General features: G+C 62.5%; 1 protein-coding gene. It reads left to right on the top strand.

Features of this window, described 5'->3' with window-relative positions; translation table 11 throughout:
* Positions 1 to 226: 226 nt before the first annotated feature.
* Positions 227 to 1360: an ISL3 family transposase gene (locus MHN84_RS29610; protein WP_255731126.1), complete on the top strand. Its 1134-nt coding sequence runs from the start codon at positions 227 to 229 to the stop codon at positions 1358 to 1360.
* The last annotated feature ends 4 nt before the right edge of the window (positions 1361 to 1364 follow it).

Raw genomic sequence — 1364 nt, 5'->3', positions numbered from 1 at the left:
TTCATGCTGGTCAGCAAGGTTTTGCGGTGCGATACAACGGGATCGGCGTTCCTTGGGTGAATTGAGGGACGCGCACGCGGTGTGCCTCTAGGTTTCGGGGTTACCACACCAACCGCAACCACAAGGAACGATCCGCGTGCGCGTCAGTACTGCATTTAACCGTCTGCTGGCCATTCCCGGAGCCACCGTCACCGACGTCGTGATCGGCGATGGCGACATCGAGGTCATGCTTCGGCCCCGAGCCCGGCTGATGACCTGTCCGTGCGGCAAACGGTGGCCCACCGCATACGATCGGCGCCGCCGGCGGTGGCGACATCTTGACCTGGCGCGTTGCCGGCTCTGGCTGGTCTATGACATTCGGCGAGTGAACTGCCCCAAGTGTGGAGTGACCACCGAAGCGGTGCCCTGGGCCCGACCCCTAGCCCGCCATACCCGCGACTTCGAAGACATGGTGCTGTGGCTGGCTCAACGCACCGACCGCACCTCTGTATCGACGTTGATGCGCTGCGCCTGGGAGACGGTGACCGCGATCATCCACCGAGGCGTCGCCGAATTGCTCGACCAACGCCGACTCGACACGCTCTACCGTATCGGCGTCGATGAGATCTGCTACCGCCACCCGCACCGCTACCTGACGATCATCGGCGACCACGACACCGGCACCGTCATCGATATCCAGCCCGGACGAAGCAAGGAGTCCTTAACGAACTTCTATGACAGTCAACCTGATTCGATCCTCGACCAGATCGAAGCAGTCAGCATGGACGTCTCAAGCATCTACACCAGCGCCACGAAAGAACATCTCCCCAAGGCGGTCATCTGCTACGACGGCTTCCACCTGATGCAATGGGTCAACCGCGCCCTAGACCGCGTCTACGCCGAATCGATGACCGGACCCGGCCGGACCGCAATGAGCACCGCAGACTGGAAAACCGGACGCTGGGCGCTGCGCACCGGAGAGAACAAACTCAGCGACACCAAACGCGACCTGGTCAACCACATCACCCGCACCAACCGACGCATCGGACGGGCCTGGACCCTCAAAGAACAAGCCCGCGACCTCTACCGCTACGACCATCCACCCGGGGTCGCCCGCCAACGACTCAAAGCCTGGATCACCGCCGCCAAACGCTCCCGCATCCCCGTCTTCATCTCCCTCGGCAAACGCTTCCAGACCTACTTCGAGCCCATTCTGGCCGCCATCGAACTCCGCATCTCCAACGCCCTCCTCGAAGGCATCAACGCCACCACCAGGCTCGTCAACGCCCGCGGCTACGGCCACCACTCCGCCCAAACACTGGCCGCAATGATCTACCTCTGCCGCGGCGGACTACACCCCCAGCTACCCACAAAAACATGAGGAG

Origin of the sequence: Mycobacterium sp. PSTR-4-N, from assembly GCF_022348085.1 — a bacterium.
In the GTDB taxonomy this organism is placed as follows: Bacteria; Actinomycetota; Actinomycetes; order Mycobacteriales; family Mycobacteriaceae; genus Mycobacterium.
The sequence above is the reverse complement of the archived record's forward strand: the minus strand, read 5'-3'. Positions and strand labels throughout refer to the sequence as shown.